Origin of the sequence: Burkholderia sp. Ax-1719 (assembly GCF_011753055.1) — a bacterium.
Classification (GTDB): domain Bacteria; phylum Pseudomonadota; class Gammaproteobacteria; order Burkholderiales; family Burkholderiaceae; genus Paraburkholderia.
Window position 1 is genome coordinate 150,356 of the sequence record NZ_VWWJ01000005.1, and the last position, 15,087, is coordinate 165,442.

General features: G+C 62.9%; 13 protein-coding genes. 5 read left to right on the plus strand and 8 right to left on the minus strand.

Annotated elements, in window-relative coordinates; translation table 11 throughout:
* Nucleotides 1-267: 267 nt before the first annotated feature.
* The gene (locus F3J17_RS12290; RefSeq protein WP_167058209.1) at nt 268-1,383 is read left to right on the plus strand and encodes a VOC family protein; all 1,116 of its coding nucleotides are present in this window, start codon (nt 268-270) and stop codon (nt 1,381-1,383) included.
* Here the strand turns inward: F3J17_RS12290 and F3J17_RS12295 are convergent.
* Together F3J17_RS12295 and F3J17_RS12300 are read right to left on the minus strand one after the other, a co-directional pair.
* On the minus strand, nt 1,380-2,369 hold the full coding sequence (locus tag F3J17_RS12295) for a zinc-dependent alcohol dehydrogenase family protein (RefSeq protein WP_167058212.1): 990 nt from the start codon (nt 2,367-2,369) through the stop codon (nt 1,380-1,382). The genes F3J17_RS12290 and F3J17_RS12295 overlap by 4 nt on opposite strands.
* Nucleotides 2,370-2,507: 138 nt before the next feature.
* Nucleotides 2,508-3,419 (minus strand): LysR family transcriptional regulator, encoded by a 912-nt coding sequence (locus F3J17_RS12300; RefSeq protein WP_167058215.1) that lies wholly within the window; start codon nt 3,417-3,419, stop codon nt 2,508-2,510.
* 159 nt (nt 3,420-3,578) lie between these two features.
* Between F3J17_RS12300 and F3J17_RS12305 the strand changes: the two genes are divergently transcribed.
* Both F3J17_RS12305 and F3J17_RS12310 read left to right on the plus strand, forming a co-directional pair.
* Nucleotides 3,579-4,667: a TraB/GumN family protein gene (locus tag F3J17_RS12305; RefSeq protein WP_167058218.1), complete on the plus strand. Its 1,089-nt coding sequence runs from the start codon at nt 3,579-3,581 to the stop codon at nt 4,665-4,667.
* An 87-nt stretch (nt 4,668-4,754) separates the two neighbouring features.
* A complete protein-coding gene (locus F3J17_RS12310) occupies nt 4,755-4,973 on the plus strand; it encodes a hypothetical protein (protein ID WP_167058221.1) in 219 nt (72 codons plus the stop codon).
* 115 nt (nt 4,974-5,088) lie between these two features.
* Here F3J17_RS12310 and F3J17_RS12315 read toward each other — a convergent pair whose 3' ends face one another.
* The 6 genes from F3J17_RS12315 to F3J17_RS12340 all read right to left on the minus strand — a co-directional run bounded on the left by F3J17_RS12315 (nt 5,089) and on the right by F3J17_RS12340 (nt 12,204).
* Entirely contained in the window at nt 5,089-6,282 is a 1,194-nt protein-coding gene (locus F3J17_RS12315) for a porin (protein ID WP_167058806.1), read from the minus strand.
* A 220-nt stretch (nt 6,283-6,502) separates the two neighbouring features.
* Nucleotides 6,503-7,873 carry a cytochrome c gene (locus F3J17_RS12320; protein ID WP_167058224.1) on the minus strand — a complete coding sequence of 457 codons (1,371 nt, stop codon included), beginning with the start codon at nt 7,871-7,873 and terminating at the stop codon, nt 6,503-6,505.
* Nucleotides 7,874-7,881: 8 nt separating this feature from the next.
* The gene (locus tag F3J17_RS12325) at nt 7,882-9,657 is read right to left on the minus strand and encodes a GMC family oxidoreductase (protein ID WP_167058227.1); all 1,776 of its coding nucleotides are present in this window, start codon (nt 9,655-9,657) and stop codon (nt 7,882-7,884) included.
* Complete coding sequence (locus F3J17_RS12330; protein WP_167058230.1) at nt 9,657-10,403, minus strand: gluconate 2-dehydrogenase subunit 3 family protein; 747 nt, start codon at nt 10,401-10,403, stop codon at nt 9,657-9,659. Before F3J17_RS12330 ends, F3J17_RS12325 begins: the two co-directional genes overlap by 1 nt.
* Nucleotides 10,404-11,058: 655 nt before the next feature.
* Nucleotides 11,059-11,646 (minus strand): type VI secretion system amidase effector protein Tae4, encoded by a 588-nt coding sequence (locus F3J17_RS12335; protein WP_167058233.1) that lies wholly within the window; start codon nt 11,644-11,646, stop codon nt 11,059-11,061.
* Between the two features lie 3 nt (nt 11,647-11,649).
* Nucleotides 11,650-12,204 (minus strand): PAAR domain-containing protein, encoded by a 555-nt coding sequence (locus tag F3J17_RS12340; RefSeq protein WP_167058235.1) that lies wholly within the window; start codon nt 12,202-12,204, stop codon nt 11,650-11,652.
* Between the two features lie 246 nt (nt 12,205-12,450).
* On the opposite strand from F3J17_RS12340, the gene F3J17_RS12345 reads away from it, so the two are divergent.
* Together F3J17_RS12345 and F3J17_RS12350 are read left to right on the plus strand one after the other, a co-directional pair.
* Nucleotides 12,451-13,386 carry a dihydrodipicolinate synthase family protein gene (locus F3J17_RS12345; protein ID WP_167058238.1) on the plus strand — a complete coding sequence of 312 codons (936 nt, stop codon included), beginning with the start codon at nt 12,451-12,453 and terminating at the stop codon, nt 13,384-13,386.
* A 35-nt stretch (nt 13,387-13,421) separates the two neighbouring features.
* Nucleotides 13,422-15,005 carry an aldehyde dehydrogenase (NADP(+)) gene (locus F3J17_RS12350; protein ID WP_167058241.1) on the plus strand — a complete coding sequence of 528 codons (1,584 nt, stop codon included), beginning with the start codon at nt 13,422-13,424 and terminating at the stop codon, nt 15,003-15,005.
* The last annotated feature ends 82 nt before the right edge of the window (nt 15,006-15,087 follow it).

Below are 15,087 nucleotides of genomic sequence, written 5' to 3' on the forward strand. Positions count from 1 at the left end.
TTGAGGGTTAGCACGGAGGATGGCGCGTGCCGTACGAGCGGGCTGTCTTTGGCGCGGTGTACGAATTGGTTAAAATTGCCGCGCGGCGGCCGGGTGGCGTTGCTCAGGTCGTCAAGCGTTTCATGACCCGTCGCCGGGGCTTGCGCCACGCGCGTTCTGCACGCACTCTCTAGCTGTGCTGGCCGCCTGGTTTCATTGCCTGCTTGATCGTTTTCGCTTCAACGTTTTCTTTAGACGCTTCATCGTCTGGTATCAGGAGCTTCCCGCATGTCGTCCACCCCTATTTCCGCTGCGGCGGAGCAGGCCAATCCGCTCGGCATGGCCGGGCTCGAGTTCGTCGAATTCGCGGCGCCCGAGCCCGCCGCGCTGGCGGCGCAGCTCGCGCAGCTGGGGTTCAAGGCCATCGCGCGTCATATCAGCAAGGACGTCACCCTGTGGCGTCAGGGCCAGATGAATTTCCTCGTCAACGCCGAGCCCGATTCGTTCGCCGCCCGCTATGCCGAGGAATACGGCATGGGCGTGTGCGCCATCGGCGTGCGTGTGGAGAGCGCGCGGCGCGCCTTCGAGCACGCGCTGCGTCTGGGCGCCTGGGCTTATGAAGGCGAGCGCATCGGCGCGGGCGAGTTGCGCATCCCGGCCATTCAGGGTATCGGCGACTCGCATATTTATTTCGTCGACCGCTGGCGCGGCCGGGGTGGTCAGCGCGGCGGCGTGGGCGATATCTCGATCTTCGACATCGACTTTCGTCCCATCGATGTGGCCACCGCGCAGGCCGATCTGGAGCACAGCGGCACGGGCCTGCAACGCGTCGATCACCTCACGCAGACGGTGGGGGCGGGGCGCATTGGCGAATGGCTCGATTTTTATCGCGATCTGCTGCATTTCCGCGAGATCCACGAGATCAACGCGAACTGGCACGTTGCGCAGGAGTCGCGCGTGATGGTGTCGCCGGATGGCGATATCCGCATTCCGGTCTATGAAGAAGGCACGCGCCGCACCGAACTCATGCACGAATATCTGCCCGATCATCCGGGCGAGGGCGTGCAGCATATTGCGCTTGCGACCGACGACATCGTGCCTTGCATCGACGCGCTGATGGCCAACGGCGTCGAGTTCGTCGAGCCGCCCGCCGCCTATTACGATTCGGTCGATGCGCGTCTGCCCGGTCATGGCGTCGATCTGGAGGCGCTGCGCAAGCGCCATATCCTGATCGACGGCGAGATTGGCGAAGACGGCGTGCCGCGCCTGTTTTTCCAGACCTTTGTGAAGCGCCGCGCGGGCGAGATTTTCTTCGAGGTGGTGCAGCGCAGCGGACACCAGGGTTTCGGCGAAGGCAATCTCGACGTTCTGGCGAAAGCACGCGCGGCGCAGCCGGGCGCTTAAACCGTCACCACGATCTTGCCGACCTGCTCGCCTGCTTCCATGTAGCGATGCGCGTCGGCGATCTGCTCGAATGCGAAGGTGCGGTCGATCGCGGGCTTGAGCGCGCCCGAGGCGAGGCCTTCGGTGATGAAGCGTTTGGCGCGTTCGAGCCGGGCGGCATCGGTGGTGATCTCGAATAGCTCGTAGCCGCGCACGTTCAGGTGACGGCCGAGCAGTTCCATCACCGGCACGCTCAGATCGCGCGTGTCGAGCGCGCCGTACTGGAAGAACTTGCCGTCACGCGCGAGCGCGCGCAATTGATGCGCGGCTTCGGGGCCGCCGACCGGGTCGAACGCGATCTGCGCGCCGCGCCCGTCCGTGCAATCGAGCACCTGTTGCGTGAGCGCCGCGCCGCCGCCCGCGATCACGTGTTTGGCCCCTGCCTTCAGCAACGCATCCCGTTTCTTGTCGCTGCGCGTGAGCGCGATGGGCGTCGCGCCCACGCTATTGGCGATCTGGATCGCAGCGAGGCCGACGCTGCTCGATGCCGCGCCCACCAGCACCGCTTCGCCTTGCTTGAGTCCGCCGAGTTCGATCAGGGCGCCCCAGGCCGTGGTGTACATCATCCACGTGGCGGCGGCCTCCTCGAATGACAGACCAGCCGGATTCTTCACGACCGCATGCACCGGCGCGTTGACGAGCTCGCCGTACATGCCGTAATCGAGAAACGAAAACGCGGGCACCACGCTCACCGCGTCGCCGACCGCGAAGTCCTGCACGCCGCTGCCCACCGCTTCGATCACGCCCGAGCCTTCATAGCCGAGCTGCGCGGGGAAGCGCGGCGCGTGGGTGTATTGGCCGCTGCGGTACATCACCTCGGCGCGATTCAGGCCAATCGCCTTGATGCGGATCTGCACTTCGCCGGCCTTGGGCGCGGCCACATCGATCTCTTCGACTTGCAGGACTTCGGGGCCGCCGGTGCGGTTGAAACGGACGACTCGTGACATATCAGGCTCCTTCGATCAAACGGTTTCGAACGGATACTGTAGGCCGCCTCAGACTGCGGATAAACGCGCGACGGAATCACTTATTGTTATTCGATCGATAACAATCGGCATGGCTTTGTTACGCGAGGCCACATGGGCCTAGCCCGGCAGCCTGCGCGCCGCGAGTTCCGAAATCCAGTCGATGAACACCCGCACTTTGCCCGGCAGATGGTCGCGGTTCGGATACACGACGGACACTGGCTTGGGCACGGGCGCGAGGTTGGGCAACACTTCCACGAGATGGCCTGTATCGATCCAGGGTTGCAGCGCGGGCCGCAACGCCTGCACGATGCCCAGGCCCGCCAGGCCGCTGGCGAGCACGGCTTCGGCGTTGTCGGTGAGGAGGCCGCTTGTGAGCTTGAGCGTGACGGTTTTGCCGCCGGAGCGAAACGTCCAGTCGATCACGCGGCGGTTGCGCCCGGTGAAGAAGTTCACCGCCTTATGCGTCTGCAACTCGTCGAGCGTGCGCGGCACACCGTGGCGCGCGAGATAGGCGGGAGAAGCACATGTCGCCATCTGCACTACGCCAATCTGGCGCGCAATCAGGCCCGAATCCTTGAGTTCACCCACGCGCAGCACGCAGTCGATACCTTCGCTGATCAGATCGGCGGGCTGATCGTTCACGCCCAGCACGATTTCCACCTGCGGATAGCGCTGCTGGAAATCGGGCAGGGCGGGCACCACCATGGTTTTGGCGAGCGCCACAGGCAATTCGATCCGCAAGCGCCCTTTGGGCTGCGGCCGGTTCTGCGCGAATTGTGCGAACGAAGCGAAGGTCTCGTTGACGTTGGCGAGCAGATGGACGCAGCGTTGATAGAACGCCTCACCTTCGGCCGTAGTGCTCACGCGTCGCGTGCTGCGGTTGAGCAGGCGGATGCCCAGTTCCGTCTCAAGTTGCTGCACGGCCTTGGTGACGGCAGGGCGGTGCAACTGCAGCGCCTCGGCGGCTTGCGTGAAGCTGCCGCGTTCGACGATGTTCACGTAGATCTGCATGGTCTGCAGACGGTCCATGGGAACTCCTCGGCGTGCTTTGGCACTGTGATTCGGACCCGCATCTTCGCACGCGCGGGCAAGACGCCGCATGTGGTCTGGCGCACGGTTGCGAAACGTCGCATGGCATAAGCTGTAAGCGGGCCTTCCCCTATGGCGGGGCTAATAAAGGGTCGAACAATGCCAGGCACCAGGCACATCTCCGGGACATTGCGCGCGGCGCTGCGCGCGGCCTTGCCGTTTGCGTTGTTCTCGTTGTTCTCTTCGGTGTTCTCCGCGAATGCCGTGTACGCGCAAGCACCGGCTGCCGCGTCCAATCCGGCCGTTGAAGATCATCCACCCGTCTGGATCGCACGCTCGCCGGGCCATCCCACCTTGATCCTGTTGCCGACCATTCACGCTTTGGCGAGCGACGACCCGCGCGTGAACGCAGCGCTTGCCTCGATTGCGGATGGCGTGCAGGCAATCGTGCTGGAAACCCACACAAAGCCGACGCCCGAGGATACGCAAACCGTCAGACGCATCGGCTTCTATCCCGCGAGCGACAATCTCACCAATCACGTGAGCTCGATGACGGCCGAATCGCTGGCCCGTTGCGCGCGCGACAGCGGCGCGGACATCCACGCTTTTTTCCAGACCAAACCGTGGCTGGCGGGTTTTGCGGTGCAGGCGGTGCGGTTGCATCAGTGGCGCTGGGCATCCGACGGATCGAAGCGCGTGCATTTCGTGAGGACGGCTGCGCCGCTGGTGTTCCCCGGCATCGACGAGCGACTGGAAACGCTGGCGCGCCACCGGCAGATTCCTCTGATCTATCTGGAAACGATGGAGCAGGGCATGCAGTTGTTCGACGACATGCCCGCCGCCGATCAGGAAGCGTTTCTACAGAGCGTGTGCGAAGGATTGCGCGGCGCTAAGACGCCGGGAGAGGTGTCGTATGAATCGTTCCAGGCCGCCTGGGCGAAGGGCGATGCGGCAGCGCTGGAGCATCTGGCGAACGCGCGTTATCCAGGCGAGAGCGACGCGCATTACGACTTCAGCCAATATCTCTTCTCGCGCGGAACGGACATTTTCGCGGCCACGCTGGAGCGCGACGGCTACTTTTACGGCAAGGGTCCGATCCTCGTTGCGGTGGGCGCGGGGCATTTTTTCGGTGAACGTTCGCTGCTGCAACATCTGCGCGATGCGGGCTATACCGTCACGCCGCCACCCGCACTGACGCAGCCCACGCCGTTGCCTGCCCCGCCGCTGCACGAGGTCGCCGCGCGTTGATTCTTGCGTTTTGCTTTCGCTTGAAAACGTTTGCGCATTACCGCGCCTTACCCTAAAGGTTCCCCCGGCGACGCCGTTAGCCGGGATATGAAGACGCCATTCTCCAAATCCGAAGCGCAATTGATCCTCTCGATCGCTCACGAGCGCGCCGAGTATCGTGCCGCCGTCGCGGGTGTCGAACTGGAATCCGCAGCAGGTTCCGCGATTTACGACACCGTGATCTATTCGACGCTTTCCGAACTCGCGCCGGCGCTGTCGATCGAGGAATTCATCGGTCTGCTCGCGCGTCCCGAGGTTTTGCACTGACGTTTCCGGATTGATCCGGAATCCTCATCGAAAAAAATAAAGGTTCGCCCGAACGACGAACCTCACACAGGGCACGCCGCGCACCCGCGCCGCGTGCCCTGTTGCATTTGAGCGTTTAGAACTTCTGGCGGAAGCCGATGCTGACGATGGTCTGCGACTGCGCCGCCGACGAGTGGCTGTTGCCCTTGTCCGACACCGACGCCGTCGCCGCCACCGGTTCGCCGAGTGCGTTGAGCGTCATGCCCGAAGCGTGCTGGTAGCCCGCGAGCAGGTACACCGTCGAGCGCTTCGACAGATCATAAAGCGCGCCGAGCGAGACGTTGTGGTACTGCGCTTCATCGTCGAGACCGTCGACGTGGCTGCCGCGCGTGTAGCTGTAGCCCGCGAACAGGTGCGTGCGCGGCTGCACGTTCCACATGCCGAATGCGCCCGCGATGTTGAAGTTCGCCGTGCCGGAGTAGAGCGAATTCGCGCCCGCCTTGTATTGCACGTTGCTGTAGTTCACGCCCACCAGCACGGTGCCGAAGTCCCACGTTGCGCCCGTCGCCACCACCTGTTGCGATTGCGCGCTGGCGTAGCCTTCGTTGATCGACGAATTGAAGGTGCCGTCGAAGGTGCCTTGCCACTTGCCGTACGTGGAATCGGTGAGGCCGGTCTTGCTGTTGTCCGAACGCTCGTAGCCTACGCCCACGTGCAGCGGGCCGTTCGCATAGCCCGCGCCTACGCTCCACGTGTTCTTGCGCTTGAGCGTGCCTGCCTGGCCGCCGAAGCCGTACAGCGCGCCGAACGTGAAGCCCGAGTAGTTCGCGCTCGTGTACTTGATCGAGTTGTCGACACGCGTGGTCTGGTCGAGATCGTCGATATCGCCCGGATGCGCACCGAAGCCGCCCACCACGCTGACCGGCGCGACCGGCGCGACGAAGTCGTTGAGCGAGGTGTATTGACGGCCCATGGTGAGCGAGCCGTATTGCTTGTCGGCGAGGCCCATGAAGGCCTGACGCCCGAACAGGCGACCGCCTTGACCCGAAGTGCCGTTGCTGATGTCGAAGCCGTCTTCAAGCAGGAAGATCGCGGCGAGACCATTGCCGAGGTCTTCCTTGCCCTTGAGCCCCCAGCGGCTACCCGAGAGGTTGCCGCTCGTCACGCCCACGTTCGAATGGCCTTGATACGCGCCGGCGCTGCCGGTGCGCTCACTGCTGCGGTACGTGATGCCCGCATCGACAATCCCGTAGAGCGTGACGGAGCCCTGCGCCGCCGCGACGCCCGCGAGCGACATCAGAATCGGTGCAGAGATCAGGTGTTTTTTCATCATGTGTTGTCTCGATGAGAGGTGGACCGCCATGCAGCGGTCTCTTGTTATGCGCGCAGGCACAGGCCGCCTCGCGTGAAAATGCGTGGCGGCCCGCGGCCTGCGCGCGGAAAAAAGGCGTGGATTTTACGGAGTCGTGGCGAAAGCGCCAGTGCCTTTTTCGCGCACGGCGTCGCGCACGGCGCGATGCCGTGCGCGAAAACCCCTGCTTTTTATGGGCTTAACGCTTGAGTGACGCGCCCGGCGGCATCTCGGGCGCGGTGATGCTGACCGTTTTGCGCACCTTGGCGACATCGCCGGTGCTGACCGGCGCACCGGTGTTGCCCCAACTCGTGCGCACGAAAGTGGCGACATCGGCGACTTCCTGATCCGAAAGACGCCAGCCGAACGGCGGCATGGTGAAGGTCGAAGGCGCGGTCTTCGTGCCTTCGAGCGCCGCGCCGGTGAGCAGCACGTGGATCAGCGAGGTCGCGTCCGTGCCCTGCACGACGGGGTTGCCGCCGAGCGCGGGGAACACGCGCGTGTAGCCGTGGCCGTCGCTGCGGTGACAGGCCATGCAGTTGTCGCGATAGACGGCCGCGCCGCGTGCGCTGGCGTCGCCGCTTTGCAGCGCGTGACCAGCGGCGGCGTCGTAGGCATAGGGCGTTTCCTTCGCGTCGCTCGACGGCAGCGTCTTCAGGTAACGGGCCATGGCCAGCAGATCCGCATCGGTCATGTACTGCATGCTGTGCTGAACCACGTCGGTCATGCCGCCGAACGCCGCCGTGTGCAGATTGCGGCCAGTTTTGAGGAACTGGACGATATCGTCCTCGCTCCATGCGCCGATGCCGGTGCGCGGATTGCCGCGCAGGCTCGCGGGCACCCAGCCGTCGATCGGCGCGCCGCCTGCGAGGAAATCGTCGCCTTCGAGATCGGTGAGCGCGAGTTCCTGCATCGTGCGTGCGCGCGGTGTGTGACACGCGCCGCAGTGGCCGAGACCCTGCACCAGATACGCGCCGCGCGAGACGATCGCATCGTTGTAATGCGAACCGTCGAACGCCTGCACCTTCGGCGCGAACATCGTGCGCCAGATGCCGAGCGGCCAGCGCATCGACAGCGGCCAGGGAATATCGACCGCACGATTGCTCGCCGCAACGGGCGCCACGCCCTGCGTGAAGTACGCGTAGAGCGCCTTCATGTCGTCATCGGACAGACGCGCGTACGACGGGTAGGGCATCGCCGGATAGAGCGTCTCGCCATTCGGGCGCACGCCTTCGCGCACGGCTTTGGCGAAATCCTCGTAACTCCACTTGCCGATGCCAGTATCGGCGTCGGGCGTGATGTTGGTCGAATAGATCGCGCCGATGGGCGTGTCGAATTTCAGGCCGCCCGCGAAGGGCTTGCCGCCTTTCGTGGTGTGGCAGGCGATGCAGTCGCCGGCGCGCGCGAGATATTCGCCGTGCGCGAGGAGCGCGGTGTCGGCCTTGGCGTTGCTGGCGGCGGGTGCATCGGCGGCGTGCGCAGCGAGGGCCGCAACAGAAAACGTTGCGGCCGCAACCGTCATGCGCACTGTCATGCGCACCAAGCGCGTGGGGGAAAAGATCGTCTTCATGCGGCTCGTCACACGCTCACCAGAGGGCCGGGGTTCTTCAGATACTGGTTGCGGATGGCCTTCGCCGACCAGTAAGCGAGCGCAGCGACCAGACCCGTCGGGTTGTAGCCGATGCCCTGCGGAAATGCGGACGCGCCCATCACGAACACGTTGTGCACGTCCCAGCTCTGCAGATAGCGGTTGATCACGCTCGTCTTCGGATCTTCGCCCATGACCGCGCCGCCCACGAGGTGAGTGGTCTGGTAGCGACGCGAATCGAAGTGCGCGCCGAATTCGCGCGTATAGACGTTGATGGCCTGCGGACCCATCGCCTCGGCGATCTTCTTCATCTGGCCGGTCACGTACTGCGCCATCTTGATGTCGTTGTCCTTCCAGTCGAAGGTCATGCGCAGCAGCGGTTGACCATACGAATCGCGATAGGTCGGATCAAGATCGAGGAACACATCGCGATACGACATGTTCGAGCCGTGCGCGTCCATCGACACGGTATGCGCGTAGTGGTCCTTCACCGCCTTCTTCCACTGCGAGCCCCAGTTGGGCGTGCCCGAGGGCGTAGCGATGCCGCTGATCGGCTTGACGCCCGCCTGGTTCACCCACAGCGGCGAGCCACCGACGAAACCGAGCGGGCCGTGATCGAAGTTATCGGCGTTGAAGTCGTCCACGGCCACGCCGTTGCCGCCTGCGCCGATAAACGGATTGGTGTACGTGTCCTTGTCGAAGAACGCGGTGATGGTCGAGAGATTCTGGTACGCGAAATTGCGGCCCACCACGCCTTCGCCCGACACCGGGTCATACGGCTTGCCGATGCCCGAAAGCAGCAGCAGGTGCACGTTGTGGTACTGGAACGCGGAGACGATCACCAGATCGGCGGGCTGGAACACTTCCTGGCCCGACGGATCGACATAAGTGACGCCGGTGGCGCGCTTCTTCGTATCGTCGAGTTCGACGCGCAGCACATGGCATTTCGCGCGCAATTCGAAGTGCTTTTCCTGCTTGAGCGCGGGCAGGATATTCAGGTTCGGCGAGGCCTTCGAGTACATGTAGCACGCGTAGCCGCTGCAATAGCCGCAGAAGTTGCACGGGCCCATCTGCACGCCGTACGGATTCGTGTACGGACCCGACGTATTCGCCGATGGCAGACGATAGGGATGCAGACCGAGCGACTTCGCCGCATCGGAAAAGCGTTGCGCTGAGTACGTATTCAGTTGCGCGGGCAACGGAAAATTGTCGCTGCGGCGCGCTTCGAATACGTTACCGTCGCCCACGACCTTGTCGCCGACCTTGTACGCCTGGCCCGAGGTGCCGAAGACTTTTTCCGCGAAGTCGAAATGCGGTTCCAGTTCGTCGTAGCTCACGCCGTAGTCCTGGATCGTCATGCCTTCGGGGATGAACTTCTTGCCGTAGCGCTCTTCGTAATGACTCTTCAGGCGCAGCTCTTCCGGCGTGATGCGAAAGTGCACGCCCGACCAGTGCAGACCCGCGCCGCCCACGCCTTCGCCCGGCAGAAATGCGGCGAGCTGACGATAGGGCAGCGCCGTTTCGCTCGCGTTATGGCGGATCGAAACGGTGGTCTTGGAGAGATCGAGGAAGAGCTTCTTGCGAATGTTGTACGTAAGCTCGTCGATGGTGTTGGGGTACGCGCCATCCGGATAGGTGTCGCGATACTCGCCGCGTTCGAGCGCCACCACGGACAGACCCGCCTCCGTGAGTTCCTTCGAAAGAATCGCGCCGGTCCAGCCGAAGCCGACGACGACCGCGTCCACATGAGGTTTCTTGATCGCCATTACGTGCGCTCCCCGTTGATCGACACCGGACCGTACGGGTAGGCCTTACCGTTCTGGTTGACGAAATCCATGAAATCGGCGCGCGCGCCGGGAAAACCGATCATCTTCCACGCGGCCATGTCCTTGTTGCCGCCGTGGATCGGATCGCAGAAATAGCCTTCGCGCGTGTTCTGCAGCAACTGGCCGAAGAACACCTTGGCCGGCACGCCGTCGAGTTCGACCTTGCCCGCTTCGAGGGCGCCGAGCACCGCGTCGCGCGTGTTGGCGTCGAGCGCATCGAATTCCTTGCCGTACGCCTTCGAGCAATACGCGTTGACCGCCGCGATGCCGAGGCGATAGAGATCGCGCGGCACCAGCTTCAACTGGTAACCCAGTTCGGGCGCGCCTTGCTGGAAGGGGCCCTGCATGTACCAGAGCGCGCCGTGGGCGTAAGGCGTATCCATCTGACGATCGATGAATTCGGGCACGCCCGCGTCGAGCGCGCCGGGGCCTTCGGCATCGGCGGGAATCAGACGGTCGACCGCCGCGCGCAGGAAGCTCCACTCGCGGGCATCGAAGAAGCGGGGTTTGTATTCGGTCTGCGCGGACGGGCCCGTCGCGCCTGAGGGCTGGCTGCCGCCTTGCTGCGCCGAACCGGCAGACGACTGCGAGCCGCCCTCGCAGGCCGCGAGGGCGCCGGTTGCCGGAACGAGCACCACCGCCGTGCGCAGGAAGCCCCGGCGTGACGTGAGAGGAGATTCGGACATGATTGTGGATTCTGTATCAATTCGGCATGGCCTGATCCGGCCGTGCCGTTTGCGGGGACCGGCTTTTAGCCTAGGCCGCTTTGCGGGGCAATGGTAATTGGAACCGGTTCCATGATTATCCGAGAATTTTACAATAATCAATTTCAGGGGAGGTAGGGGTAGTGCTGCGCGAGGGGTTACGGGTTGGGTTGGCGGCATGCCAAGTGGGAAGCGTCGTAGCCGGAATTTCTAAGCGAATCAGGTGGTTACTGAGTTTTTCTCAAAGCTGACTTATCACGGTCGCGATGCGTATGTGGGTTTCACTGGCAAGAGACGCAGTGTCGCTTTTGTTGCTTTTAGGGGAAGAATAGCGGCGCCGGGTTGTCAGGAGGCTGGAGGATTTGGTAGACGCACTGACGCAGGCAATAATTTGTCTGATGAAAATCGCCAATGAAGTTGGTGTCCCTTTAACGGCGCGACGTGAGATAACCGACGATCGCAGCAAGGACCGCGGCCAGCGCTAGCCAAATCGCGAAAAAAAGATCCGCTGATTGCGGATCTGTGTCGAACAGACTGCCTGCCGGGCGGAATCGGCCATAAAGATACAGTCCTCCCCATGAGACGGCAGTTGCGAGGATTGCGCCGAATACTGCGCCGAGGACAAATCTCATGATTCTCATTTGAGAGGGAAGAACAGGATTGTGCGTGACTTCCGAAAATCTTCCCATATGCCCGGAATGACGATATTCCAGTTCACGCGAAATCCTGTCCCGATACCTGTGAGCTTGCTTCCATTCCAAAGATCAATGTGTCCTCCACTTGGGTTGGCGACGGCTTCACCCTCCCGATACCAGTAACCGTCAAACATAACAATGCCCGTTCTGCCCTTGATTCTGGATACCCAATTCTCTCCAGTGATGTCTTCGGCTTTGTCAACACCCGCAATAGGACGAAGCCTCAGCCACTCAGCGAGCTCGTTTGCACGTGTTGCAGTCGCTTTACCATCAAGGATAATCCGACCAATACTTGATTGTCGCGCCAGGGGTTTGACTAATTTCGAGGAAAACGATTTCATTTCGATACCTACTCTGTGGAAAGCCACGCTTAGGCGAATTGCGCATTGATCGGGGTAGTCAGGATTTTTATAAGGATTTCCGCTCGGGTAGCTATTCCATAACTCGTTGAAAGTCAGAACCTTCAGCTGAATGTCCTTGATTGAGTTTGGCGTGGGATTCGTTTGAATAGCGACTCTTCTATTTGGCATCGGTCATTGCTCCGCCAAAGCTTCGTCACCCCATACGACGAAATATGTGTTGTCGGGAAATTCGGTACTCACGCGCGGCAGCAATCCTGTGGCGCTCAGGCGACCGCTAACGGGTTGTATATCAGGTGATTTGATTCGATAAGGATATTCATCGCATTCACTGGCGTTAACAATCCGGACCTGTTCATCGAATTCAGAATCCGCGCCAGATGAATCGGCTATAGTCGCGGATTTTTCTGCATCGAACGATCCGAGGTGCTCGATGCCGTCGTTGTGACGCGATATGGATTGCGTCATCGCTTTCATTTTTGGTGGTTGACTACATTGGCATCGCAGGATATCGCCGTCCAGCGCGATCTCCAGCCCACTATGTGTTCGACGGGAAGGGCCGCCCGATTTTTCAATCAATCCGAAACTCTTGCAAGCATCGCAGAATGATTTGCTGCCGATAAATGCTTGATGGAATCCGTTAATGGTTGGGGATTTCGGTAAGACGCTTTTATCGATATAACCGCCGGTTTCTGGTTTGTCCTCGGCGCATAAAATCAATCGCAGCATGTGCAATGACTCCCATCTTGATATGTTTTTGAACATTGCCGGAAGGTCCGATGGTTGCGAATTAGCTTGCTCAAGACAACAAGAAGATTCTGAATTCGAAGCAGCTGATGCCGCGCGGCAGCAAAGTGCGCGGCGGAAGCCGTCCTCCAAACAAACCCTAACAAATCCTCAAGTTGTTTGACAACTAAGCGAGCCCGGTGCTACTGTTCAGGCTATCGACAACCCTCCCACCCAGCACGAGGCCTCATGAACGTGTCCCCGATCGTCGAGAGCGAATTCGCTTCGACCGTGATGGCGGTGCCCCCTCTGGCACGCCGCCCCGATTTCTCGCTCGACGTTGAAGCCAACGGCAAGCTCATCCGTCACATGGAAGCGGGCGGCATCCGCACGCTGCTGTACGGCGGCAATGCCAACCTGTATCACGTCGCCGTCAGCGAATTCCGCGAACTGCTGGACATGCTGGCCGAGCAGACCGCGCCCGAAACGCGCGTGATCCCGGCCATCGGCCCGGACTACGGCAAGATGCTCGATCAGGCGCACATCCTCGCGCAAACGAAATACCAGACCGCCATGGTCCTGCCGCTCGCGGGCTTCACCACGCCCGCTGGCGTGGAAGCCGGCCTCACGCGCATCGCCGACGCCGCCGGTATTCCGCTCACGCTCTATATCAAGAGCGAGGATTACGTCGATGTCGACACGCTTGTGCGCCTGATCGACCGCGGCACGCTGATCGCCGTGAAGTACGCCATCGTGCGCGCCGATCCGGCCAACGATCCGTACCTGCGCCGCCTGCTGCAAAGCGTGCCGGCTTCGAAGGTCGTCTCGGGCATGGGCGAGCGTCCGGCGCTGGTGCATGTGCGCGACTTCGGTCTGGCCGCGTGGACCACGGGTTCGGGCTGCATCGCCTCGCACGCCGTCATGGCGCTGCTCAAGGCCGCCAAGGAAGGCCGCGCCGATGACGCCCAGCGCATCTACGACGCCTTCATGCCGCTCGAAACGCTGCGCGATGACATCTCGCTGATCCGCGTGCTGCACGACGCCGTGACGCTGTCCGGTATCGCCGATATGGGTCCGATCCTGCCGCTGCTTTCGCAGTCGCCGGCCGAAGCGCTGCCCGCCATTGGCGCTGCCGCGAAGGAACTGCTGGCGTTCGAGCAATCGCTGGCGACGGCGCACGCTTGAGCGTCAAGCAACCGATTGATCTGAACGGAGCGACCATGTCGTCTATCACTGGAAACATGCTGCTGGGCGCGCAGGCCGTGCGCGGCCAGGCCGGCGAGATGCGCGCCTTCGCGCCCGCGCTCGGCAAGGACATCGAGCCGTCGTTCGGGCTGGGCGGCAAGGCCGAAGTCACGCGCGCCTGTGAACTCGCGGCGCAGGCCTTCGACGCCTTTCGCGCCGCGCCACACGAAACCCGCGCGAAGCTGCTCGAAGCGGTCGCCGATCGTATCGTCGGTATCGGCGATGAACTGATCGAGCGCGCGCATCTGGAATCGGCGCTGCCCAAGGCGCGTCTCGAAGGCGAGCGCGGCCGCACGGTCGGCCAGTTGCGCCTGTTCGCGTCGCTGGTGCGCGATGGCCGCTGGTGCGGCGCGGTGCTCGATTCGGCGCTGCCGGATCGCAAGCCGCTGCCGCGCTCCGATCTGCGCGCACAGCGTATCGGCCTCGGCCCGGTGGCCGTGTTCGGTGCGAGCAATTTCCCGCTGGCGTTTTCGGTGGCGGGCGGCGATACGGCGTCGGCGCTGGCCGCCGGTTGTCCGGTCGTCGTCAAGGCGCACCTCGCGCATCCGGGCACCTCGGAACTCGTCGGTCGCGCGATCCAGCAGGCGGTCGCCGATGTCGGCCTGCCCGAAGGCGTGTTCTCGCTGATCTTCGGCGGCGGCAACGAGACCGGCGAAGCGCTGGTTGCGCATCCGGCCATCAAGGCGGTGGGTTTCACGGGTTCGCGCCGCGGCGGTCTGGCGCTTGCGCACATCGCCGCACAGCGCGCCGAGCCGATCCCCGTCTACGCCGAAATGAGCAGCATCAACCCGATGTTCGTGCTGCCGGCTGCATTGGCCGCACGCGGTGAAGCGCTCGCAACGGCTTTCGTCGATTCGCTCACGCTCGGCGTCGGTCAGTTCTGCACGAATCCGGGCCTCGTGCTGGCCATCGATTCACCGGAACTCGACCGCTTCGTGCAGACCGCGAGCGTGGCGCTCACCGGCAAGCCGTCGCAGAGCATGCTGACGGCGGGCATCGCCTCCGCGTATGGCGAAGCGGTGGCGGCGCGCAAGACCGCGCAGGGCGTCGAGCAACTGGCCGAAGGCGCGCAGACGGACGCACATTGCGCCGCGCTGCCGCTGCTGTTCAAGACCAGCGCCGAGCAGTTCCTCGCGCAGCACGCGTTGTCGGACGAGATTTTTGGGCCGACTTCGATCGTCGTGGCCTGCCGCGACGAAGCGGAACTCGTGCGCGTGGCCGAGCATCTGGAAGGCCAGCTCACGGCCACGCTGCAGATCGACCGCGACGACTACGCGATGGCCGCGCGTCTGCTGCCGGTGCTGGAGCGCAAGGCGGGCCGTATCCTGGCGAACGGTTTCCCGACTGGCGTCGAGGTGTCGTACGCGATGGTCCATGGCGGCCCGTTCCCGGCTACCTCGGATGCGCGTACGACTTCGGTGGGCGCGATGGCGATCGAACGTTTCCTGCGTCCGGTCTGTTATCAGGATCTGCCGGCTGAACTGCTGCCGGCTGCGCTGCAGGACGGCAATCCGCTTGAGCTGTGGCGTCTGCGCGACGGCGAGCTGGTGCGCAAGTAAGCGTTAGAGGCCAGCCGAAGGCGCTTGCACAACCACTGCAAGCGCCTTCGTCGTAGGGCTGCCGGCGAGGCTTTCAGAATTG

Excerpts from the sequence above, each read along its gene's own strand:
- F3J17_RS12295 (WP_167058212.1), bottom strand. The coding sequence starts at position 2,369 with ATGTCACGAGTCGTCCGTTTCAACCGCACCGGCGGCCCCGAAGTCCTG.
- F3J17_RS12345 (WP_167058238.1), top strand. The coding sequence starts at position 12,451 with ATGAACGTGTCCCCGATCGTCGAGAGCGAATTCGCTTCGACCGTGATG.
- F3J17_RS12315 (WP_167058806.1), bottom strand. The coding sequence starts at position 6,282 with ATGAAAAAACACCTGATCTCTGCACCGATTCTGATGTCGCTCGCGGGC.
- F3J17_RS12325 (WP_167058227.1), bottom strand. The coding sequence starts at position 9,657 with ATGGCGATCAAGAAACCTCATGTGGACGCGGTCGTCGTCGGCTTCGGC.
- F3J17_RS12350 (WP_167058241.1), top strand. The coding sequence starts at position 13,422 with ATGTCGTCTATCACTGGAAACATGCTGCTGGGCGCGCAGGCCGTGCGC.
- F3J17_RS12340 (WP_167058235.1), bottom strand. The coding sequence starts at position 12,204 with ATGCTGCGATTGATTTTATGCGCCGAGGACAAACCAGAAACCGGCGGT.
- F3J17_RS12310 (WP_167058221.1), top strand. The coding sequence starts at position 4,755 with ATGAAGACGCCATTCTCCAAATCCGAAGCGCAATTGATCCTCTCGATC.
- F3J17_RS12335 (WP_167058233.1), bottom strand. The coding sequence starts at position 11,646 with ATGCCAAATAGAAGAGTCGCTATTCAAACGAATCCCACGCCAAACTCA.
- F3J17_RS12320 (WP_167058224.1), bottom strand. The coding sequence starts at position 7,873 with ATGAAGACGATCTTTTCCCCCACGCGCTTGGTGCGCATGACAGTGCGC.
- F3J17_RS12300 (WP_167058215.1), bottom strand. The coding sequence starts at position 3,419 with ATGGACCGTCTGCAGACCATGCAGATCTACGTGAACATCGTCGAACGC.
- F3J17_RS12330 (WP_167058230.1), bottom strand. The coding sequence starts at position 10,403 with ATGTCCGAATCTCCTCTCACGTCACGCCGGGGCTTCCTGCGCACGGCG.
- F3J17_RS12290 (WP_167058209.1), top strand. The coding sequence starts at position 268 with ATGTCGTCCACCCCTATTTCCGCTGCGGCGGAGCAGGCCAATCCGCTC.
- F3J17_RS12305 (WP_167058218.1), top strand. The coding sequence starts at position 3,579 with ATGCCAGGCACCAGGCACATCTCCGGGACATTGCGCGCGGCGCTGCGC.